This is a genomic window from Allosalinactinospora lopnorensis (assembly GCF_000981225.1).
In the GTDB taxonomy this organism is placed as follows: domain Bacteria; phylum Actinomycetota; class Actinomycetes; order Streptosporangiales; family Streptosporangiaceae; genus Allosalinactinospora; species Allosalinactinospora lopnorensis.
On record NZ_LAJC01000124.1, the window covers coordinates 1 to 8028 of the forward strand.

At 73.5% G+C, this 8028-nt stretch carries 7 protein-coding genes and 1 pseudogene; 4 read left to right on the plus strand and 4 right to left on the minus strand.

The window, feature by feature from the left end:
- Both VS93_RS25310 and VS93_RS25315 read right to left on the minus strand, forming a co-directional pair.
- Positions 1-593: glycosyltransferase family 2 protein (locus VS93_RS25310; protein ID WP_236700733.1), on the minus strand; the 593-nt coding region annotated here is incomplete at its 3' end.
- A 261-nt stretch (positions 594-854) separates the two neighbouring features.
- Positions 855-2552 carry a carbamoyltransferase family protein gene (locus VS93_RS25315; protein ID WP_046472365.1) on the minus strand — a complete coding sequence of 566 codons (1698 nt, stop codon included), beginning with the start codon at positions 2550-2552 and terminating at the stop codon, positions 855-857.
- 168 nt (positions 2553-2720) lie between these two features.
- Here VS93_RS25315 and VS93_RS25320 point away from each other — a divergent pair, with 168 nt between their 5' ends.
- From VS93_RS25320 to VS93_RS25335, 4 genes are all read left to right on the plus strand, one after another.
- Positions 2721-3653: a polysaccharide pyruvyl transferase family protein gene (locus tag VS93_RS25320; protein WP_046472366.1), complete on the plus strand. Its 933-nt coding sequence runs from the start codon at positions 2721-2723 to the stop codon at positions 3651-3653.
- An 83-nt stretch (positions 3654-3736) separates the two neighbouring features.
- Positions 3737-4603, plus strand: a complete 867-nt coding sequence (locus VS93_RS25325; protein ID WP_046472367.1) for a Rieske (2Fe-2S) protein — start codon at positions 3737-3739, stop codon at positions 4601-4603.
- Between the two features lie 2 nt (positions 4604-4605).
- Positions 4606-5517 (plus strand): glycosyltransferase family 2 protein, encoded by a 912-nt coding sequence (locus tag VS93_RS25330; protein WP_046472368.1) that lies wholly within the window; start codon positions 4606-4608, stop codon positions 5515-5517.
- Positions 5518-5594: 77 nt separating this feature from the next.
- The gene (locus VS93_RS25335) at positions 5595-6518 is read left to right on the plus strand and encodes a glycosyltransferase family 2 protein (protein WP_046472369.1); all 924 of its coding nucleotides are present in this window, start codon (positions 5595-5597) and stop codon (positions 6516-6518) included.
- A 17-nt stretch (positions 6519-6535) separates the two neighbouring features.
- Here the strand turns inward: VS93_RS25335 and VS93_RS25340 are convergent, their stop codons facing one another.
- On the minus strand, positions 6536-7579 hold the full coding sequence (locus VS93_RS25340; protein ID WP_201776758.1) for an SDR family NAD(P)-dependent oxidoreductase: 1044 nt from the start codon (positions 7577-7579) through the stop codon (positions 6536-6538).
- 133 nt (positions 7580-7712) lie between these two features.
- Positions 7713-8028 (minus strand): annotated as a pseudogene (locus VS93_RS25345) (TetR/AcrR family transcriptional regulator); the annotation flags it as partial.

Genomic DNA, 8028 nt, shown 5'->3' on the forward strand with positions numbered 1-8028 from the left:
GCTCCGCTCAGCGCGAGCGCGGCCGTCGTCGCCAGGTGCACCCGGAACCGGCCGCGCGCCTCGCCGACACGCCGCCGCCACCGGGCCCCGTGGCGGCGCCGCATCACTACGTCGTCGGCATTGCCTCGCTGCGCGGCGACGCTCCCCCACACCCCGCCGCCGCGCAGCGGATGGACGGTCAGGCGGTCGCCGCGGACCAGCCGGTATCCCCGATCCAGAACCCGAAGGGCGAGGTCGGTGTCCTCGCGGTAGGCACGCCGGAACGTCTCGTCGAACCCGTCCGCTTCGGCCAGCGCCGAACGGCGGTAGGCCATGTCCGCCGTGATCCAGCGCGCGCTCGACAGCGCAGCGGTGGCGAGCTCGCTGTCGGTCAGGCGCCGATCCGGCGGCGGGACCCGGATCCGCCCCTGACTGCCGGCCACGTCGGCGGGAAGTCCCGCCAGGTCGCCCGCGACGGCGGCCGGCCATCCGGGGGCAGGGACCACGTCGTCGTCGAGGAACACCACCCAGGGTGTCGAGGCCGCTCGCCAACCGGCGTTGCGCGCGGCCGCCGGGCCGCGACCGCCGGCGGCGAGCACCCGTACCGGCCCCACGTTCCGGCGCAGCTCTCCAGGGTCCCCGGATCGCCCAGCGGAGCCCTCGAAACGGTCCGGTCGTCGACCAGGAGCACCTCCGTCAGCGCCGCCGCGAGGAAGCCCTCATCCGCGGTGCGCTGTTCCCCGCGCCGGGCGAGCGCGTCCAGGGTGCGCTCCAGGCTGGGCCGGCCCACCGTCGGAATCACCACCGTGTAGGCGTAGGGCACCCGGTCCGCGACCGTGGCTTCGCCCCGGCGGGTCGCCGAAGGCGAGCGCCTGTCACCGGCCATACACACCTCCCCCCGGACGCCCGGACCGCCGGACGGCGAAGGGGCCGATGGCCAGCAGGTCGATCGGTGTCGCCCCGAAGCACTCCAGGACGTCCCGCGGCGAATCGACCATGGGCCGCCCCGCGGTGTTGAGGCTGGTGTTGATGACGACCGGCAGGCCGGTGCGTGCTTCGAACCGCTCCAGCAGGCGGCCGAGGAGCGGCTCGGCCTCGCTGTCGACCGTCTGGATCCGGGCCGTGCCGTCGACGTGCACGACGGCCGGGATCCGGTCGCGCCAGGCCGGCGCCACGTCGTGCACGAACAGCATGTAGGGGCTGGGAAGCGGGCCTCGGGAGAAGACCTCTCCGGCGCGTTCGCCGCGGACCATCGGCGCCACGGGGCGGAACCGCTCCCTGCCCTTCACCGCGTTCAACCGGTCGACGTTGCCCAGCCGGCCCGGGTGCGCGAGAAGGGACCGCCGGCCGAGTGCCCTGGGGCCGAACTCGGCGCGTCCCTGGAACCAGGCGACCATCCGGTCGGCGGCGAGGGCGTCGGCGACCGCCTCGGCGATGTCGTCGGGCCGCTCGAACGGGACGGCCGCCTCGCGCAGGAGCTCGGCGATCTCGTCCTCCTCCCATGAGCGGCCCAGATCCGCGCCCGGCATGGGGGCGACGTGTTCGCCGGCCTCTGCCGCGTGGTGCAGGGCGGCCCCGAGCGCGGTGCCGGCGTCGCCCGCGGCGGGCTGCACCCAGACCCGGGAAAAGGGGGTCTCCGCGGCGATGCGCGTGTTGGCCACGCAGTTCAGGGCGATGCCGCCGGCCATGGCGAGGCGCCGCTGCCCCGTCCGCTCGTACAGCCACCCGGCGAGTTCCAGAAGGACCTCTTCGAGGCGCCGCTGCACGCTGGCCGCCAGGTCCGCGTGCTGCGAGGTCATCTCGCGCCCGGGCGGCCGCGGCGGCGCCCATCGGCTCCAGTCGCCCGGTTCGGCGATGAAACCGCCCTTCTCCGTCGTGCGGACCCGCTCACGCAGGGGTCCGACGAAGCGGGGGGTGCCGTAGGAGGCGAGCGCCATGACCTTGTACTCGTCGCTGGAACGCAGGAACCCCAAGTGCTGGGTGAGATCCTCGTACATGAGCCCGAGGGAGTGCGGCAGCGGCTGGTCGGCGAGGATGTCGAGCTTGCCGTTGCGATAGGCGCCCGCGAGGTAGGAACCGGACTCCCCCCGTCCGTCCACCACGAGGACCGCGCAGTCGCGGCCGCCGTTCGCTCCGTTGCCCTCCCGGACCCCCTCCGCCCCGAACGGTGCCGCCAGTCCGGCCGACGCGGCGTGGGCGACGTGGTGCGGGACGAAGCGGAAGTCGGCCGCGTCCAGGCCCGGAACGGCAGAGGCGAGGAAGCGGGGCGCGCGTCGGGCGTAGGTGGTGCGCAGGTCCTCCCATCCCGGGTCCTGCCCCTCGCCCTCCTGGCGCACCAGCTCCGGGGCGTAGGAATAGGCGACGGCGTCGACATCGGCGGCGTCCAGGCCGGCCCTCTCCAGGCACCACCGGATCGCCTGCTCCGGCAGCTCCCACGCGGAAAACGGCACCGGCCGCTTTCCGTGCTTGCGCCGGTTGAAGCGTTCCTCCTCGGCCGCTGCCGCGGTCGTCCCGTCGACGACGACCGCGGCAGCGGGGTCGTGGAACACCGCGTTCACTCCGAGAACACGCATGTGAGCTCCCCCGAGCAGCTCGGACAGTGTCCGTGTCCTCAGTCGACTACCGAGCGAAGCGACTCGCAAACACCGCCGATAAGAGTTGGTTACTGGCCTGGAAAAATTTTCTTCACCCGATCTGTCTCAATTACCGGCTGTGATCGATATTGGGGTAGTGCCCCGGATATGCGTGTTCTGCTGGTCGGCTGGTTCAGCTTCCTGCACGGCGAGGCGACGGCCGGCGACGTGCGGGCTCTCGAAGTGGTCCAGGGGCTGCTGTCCGGCATGGGGATCGCCCACGACGCGGCGTGGAGCCCGGTGTTCCGTCCGGACGCCCTGTCACTGGAGGAGACGGACCCGGACCGCTACTCGCACCTGGTGTTCGTATGCGGCCCCCTTTACGGGGAGCAGGTCGAGCGGCTGCACACACGGTTCCGCCGCTGCCGGCGCATCGCCGTGGGCGTGTCCGTCATCGACCCGGACGCCCCTGTGACCACCGGTTTCAGTACCGTTCTGGCGCGGGACGGCGGCCCGCGCCCCGCTCGATGGGACCTGACCATGGCAGCACCGGACGCACACGACGCACCCGCACCCGTGGTCGGCGTCATGCTCGCGGCCCCCCAGGAGGAGTACCGCGACCGGGCGCGCCACACCTACATCACCGAACGTGTCACGGACTGGGTCTCCACCCGCGACTGCGCGCCGGTGCCCATCAGCACCCGCCTGGACTACCGCAGTTGGCGGCACTGCACCACACCCGCCCAGCTCACGGCCCTGTTGCGGCGGATGGATCTGACGGTGACCATGCGGCTGCACGGGATGGTGTTCGCCCTGCGGGCGGGGGTGCCCGCCATCGCGGTCGACCCGGTCGCCGAGGGTGCCAAGATCAGCGCCCAGGCCCGCGCGCTCAACTGGCCGGCGGTGATCACACCGGAGCGGATCAACGCAGGGGAACACCCCGGCAGCGCCGACTTCGAGGTGGAGCTGTCCCGGCAGTGGGACTGGTGCCTGTCACCAGAGGGCCGGCGAGCCGCGGCCGGCTACCAGGGGTACGGGGAGCGCTCCTCCGGTGGCGACACCGCCCTTCTGGACGAGCTCGCGCGGACGTTGCGCGCGTGAACGCGGACCGGCCGGGAGCCTTCCGGAACAGACGAAGCACCGGCGGCGGGTTGCAGAATGACAGCGCTGGGTAGTCGGCCGCCATGCGACGACTCAATGGTGTTGAAACGCTTGAGAGGGCGTCGGTTCTGGACGCCCTCATCCGGCCCGTCAAACGCGCCGCGTCGCGGATCCAGCACGGCCGGGTGGGTGATGCCCTGCACGGCGTCTGGCTCGGCCACCCGGCGCATCCCGCGTTCGTGCAGTTGCCGATCGGCGCCTGGGTCTCCAGCGGGATCCTCGACGCCCTTCCCGGTCACGAGCAGGAGTCGCGGCGGCTGATCCAGACCGGACTCACCGCCGCCCTTCCCGCGGTGCTCACGGGCGCGGCGGACTGGTCGCAGCAGAACCAGCGCCAGAGCCGGGTGGGGTTCGTGCACTCCATCGCCAACGGCACCGCCATCGTGCTCTACGCGTCCTCGCTGATCGCGCGTTCGAACGGTCGGAACCTGAAAGGGAAGCTTCTGGCCTACGCCGGCCTCACGGCGGTGGGCGCCGGCGGGTTTCTCGGCGGTCACATCACCTACCGCCAGGCGGGCGGGGTGAACCGCGCCGAGGGCGTGGTGCGCGCGTTCCCCCGCGAATGGCGGACGGCCGCGCCGCTGGCCGAGCTGCCCGAGCGCCGGCTGGCGCGCCAGACCGTGGACGGGGTCGACCTGCTGGTCGTACGCGACGGCGATACCGTCCACGCGCTGATCGAGACCTGCAGCCATCTGGCCGGGCCGCTCTCCGAGGGGACGCTCGTCGACGGAGGGGCACAGCTCCGCGACGCCTGCGTGCAGTGCCCGTGGCACGGCAGCACGTTCCGCCTCGGCGACGGGGACGTCGTGCACGGGCCGGCCACGGCTCCGCAGCCGGTGCTGCGGACCCGTGTCCGCGACGGCGTCGTGGAAGTGCGCTCCCCGGACTGACGGTGTCCACACGGCCGCCCCGCTCCGTCTCGCGTACCGAGACGCGCGAGCGGATCAGCATTGTCATCGCCACCCGGAACCGCCGCACCGAGCTGGCGCGGACGCTCGCGGAGCTCCGCCGGGCCTGCCCCGGCGTCGCCGTTGTCGTGGTCGACAACGCGTCCGGCGACGGGACGGTGCCGCATGTGCGGCGGACACGGCCGGACGTGGAGGTCGTCGCGCTCGACCGCAACGCGGGCGCCGCTGCCCGCAACGCCGGTGTACGGCGCACCCGAACGCCCTACGTCGCCTTCTGCGACGACGACTCCTGGTGGCAGCCCGGATCGCTCGAACGCGCGGTCGCACTGTTCGACCGGCACCCGCTGCTCGGACTGATCGCCGCCCGGACCCTGGTCGGCGCCGAGCGGCGGCCCGACCCGACCAACCGCCTGATGGAACAGGGGCCGCTGACCGACCGGCACGGAGCACCCGGAACCCCGGTCCTGGGGTTCATGGCCTGCTCGGCGGTCGTCCGCCGGCGCGCGTTCCTCGACGTCGGCGGGTTCAGCGCCCTGCTGTTCTTCGTCGGGGAGGAGAAGCTGCTCGCCCAGGACCTGGCCGCGCGGGGGTGGTGGCTGCGCTACATCGAGGATGTGACCGCCTGCCACCACCCGTCGGAGCACCGCCCTTCGGACCGGTGGCGCCGGAGGCTCGAATGGCGCAACTCCGTGCTCATCGCGTGGCTCCGGCGGCCCGTCGCCACCGCCCTGCGGGAGACCCGCGCCCTCCTCGTGGCGGCCGCCCACGACCGGGCCGCATGCGAGGCGGTGGTTCCGACCCTGCGCCGGGTCCCCCTCGCACTGCGGCGGCGGCGCCGGCTACCGGAGCCGGTGGAGTCCGATATCCGCCGCCTCGAACGGGCGGCGACCGAGTAGGGAGCCGCCGGCGGGGCGCGCGGGCGCCGCGATCGGGGCGCGGAACCGAGGGGAGCGACGACGAAGAGGGGGAAACCGTGCCGGCCGACGGAACTCCGCAAGCGCCGTTCGACGAGCGCGTCAGCGTTGTGGTCATCACCCGCAACCGGCGCGACCAACTGCTGCGCGTCCTCGGCGAGCTCGCCCGGCTCCCGGAGCGGCCCCGCGTGATCGTCGTGGACAACGCGTCCGACGACGGCACCGCCGAGGCGGTGGCGCGCCGCCATCCGCGGGTGCGGACGATCCGCTGCCGCGGCAACCTCGGTGCCGTCGCGCGGAACATCGGCACCGACGCCGTCACCACTCCCTACGTGGCCTTCTGCGACGACGACACATGGTGGCGGCCCGGTGCGCTCACCCGCGCCGCGGACGTCCTCGACGCCCACCCCGGGCTCGCCTCCGTCACCGGGCGGATCCTGGTCGGTCCCGACGAGCGCGAGGATCCCATAACCCCGGAGCTCCGGCACTCGCCGCTCCCCGCCTCGGGGGACGCGCCCGGTCCCGCCCTGCTCAGCTTCCTCGCCGGTGCCACTGTTCTGCGCGCGGACGCGTTCCGCGCCGCGGGAGGGTTCTCCGCGCGGCTGTGGCTCGGCGGTGAGGAGGAACTTCTCGCCCTGGACCTCGCCGGCGCCGGGTGGCAGATGTGCTGGCGGGAGGACGTGGTGGTGCACCACATGCCGTCACGGCAGCGCGACCGGCGGCGCCGGCGCGAACTCGGCATCCGCAACACCCTGTGGACCGCGTGGCTGCGCCGCCCCTGGCGAGGCGCGTGGCGCCACACGGTCGACGTGCTGCGCGGGGCGCCCAAGGACCTCGCGACCGCGCGGGCGGTCCTGGAGGCCACCGCGGGCGCCGGATGGGTCCTCCGGCACCGGCGCGTGGTCCCGGAATCGGTCGAGGACGGGCTGCGCGCGCTGGAGGAGCCGCGGCGCCGCTCGAAGGCGCGCCGCTACATCGGGTGAGCCGCCGGGCACGGCCCTCATGTCCGTGTCGCGTGCTCCTGTTCCCGGGGCGGAATCTGGTTGAACCGCCGGCCGGCCTTGTCGTTGAGCCGGGTGAGGAACCGGAGGACCGCATTGTCGGCGCGGGCGGACGCCTCGGGGCCGGGCGTCGCGGGCTCCCCCGCTGATTCCGGCAGGATCCGGTTCATCGTGCGCAGGCCCCACAGTGTGGCCCGCGGAAAGGTCCCGTGGGCCACCATCGCGGCCCGGGTCAGCGGGTGCAGCACCAGGTGGTGCTGCCGCCGCCGCACGGCCTCGACGATGCGCGCGGCCGCCCGTTCGGCGTCCATGGAGATGAACGGCAGGCTCGCTCCAAGGGCGAACCAGGTGTACTCGCGTTCCGGCGCTCCGGCGAACACCGCCCTGCGGTGGGAGCCGGTACGCATGAGGCCGGGGACCACGGTGAGCACGTGCACCCCGTTCTTCGCCAGTTCCGCGTCGAGCCCCTCTGAGAGGGCCGTCTGCGCGAACTTCGCGCAGGAGTAGGGCAGTAGGTGCGGTGAGCTCACCTTCCCGCCGACCGAGGTGATGTTGACCAGGGTCCCGCGGCGCTCGCGCAGTGTGGGCAGCGCCGCCTCGGCGACGTCCACCGCCCCCCAGAACATCGTGCCCATCGCGCTCTCGAACGCCTCGCGGGGTGTCGCCTCCACGGGAGCCACCTGGATCTCCCCGGCGTTGTTGACCACGATGTCGAGTCCACCGAAGTGCGCGACCGCCCGCTCCACCATGGCGGTGGTCTCCTTCCGGTCGCGCAGGTCGCACACCTCCCCCCGCGTCTCGACGCCGCGGGCCCGCAGGTCTTCCAGCGCCCCCTGCACCTCCTCCGCATCGCGTGCGCAGACCACCACGCGGCACCCGGCGGCTCCGAAACCGCGCGCGAGAAGCAGGCCCAGGCCTCGGGATCCGCCCGTGACGAGCACGGACCGCCCCCGGAGGTCCTCTGCCGGCCGGGATCTGCGGGCCCGGTACGCGATCGCGGCGAGTGCGGCACCGCTCGCCACCGCGGTCCGTCCTGTCCGCACGTGGACCACCTCCGAACGGGGCCCAAGGCCCGCGCGTCCGAACCGCCCGGCCTTGCGCCCTTTCGACGAACCTTCCCGAAGGGACCACTGACGCGAACGGAGCACGCTAAACGCGTCCTCCGCGAGGCCGGGCTCAGCCGTCCTTCTCGTCCGCGTACACGCGCGAGAGGCCGTCCAGGAACGCCGAGAGGGCGAGCTCGAAACTGTCGTGGTCGATCTCGGCGGCGTGTTCGGAGAGCCGGTGGGCCTGGGACAGGTTGGGGTAGCGATCGCGGTAGACGCGCACGTCGTCGTCGAACCCGCGGGCGAAGGAGTTCGTCGCGGCCCCTACCACCAGGTACTTCGCGGACGCCCCGATCATGGTGGCGTAGCGGGGCGGCCACCCGGCCGCGACCAGGCCGCCGTGCACGGCGTCGGCGCGGCGCAGCGCCTCGTCGCGGCGGCCGGGG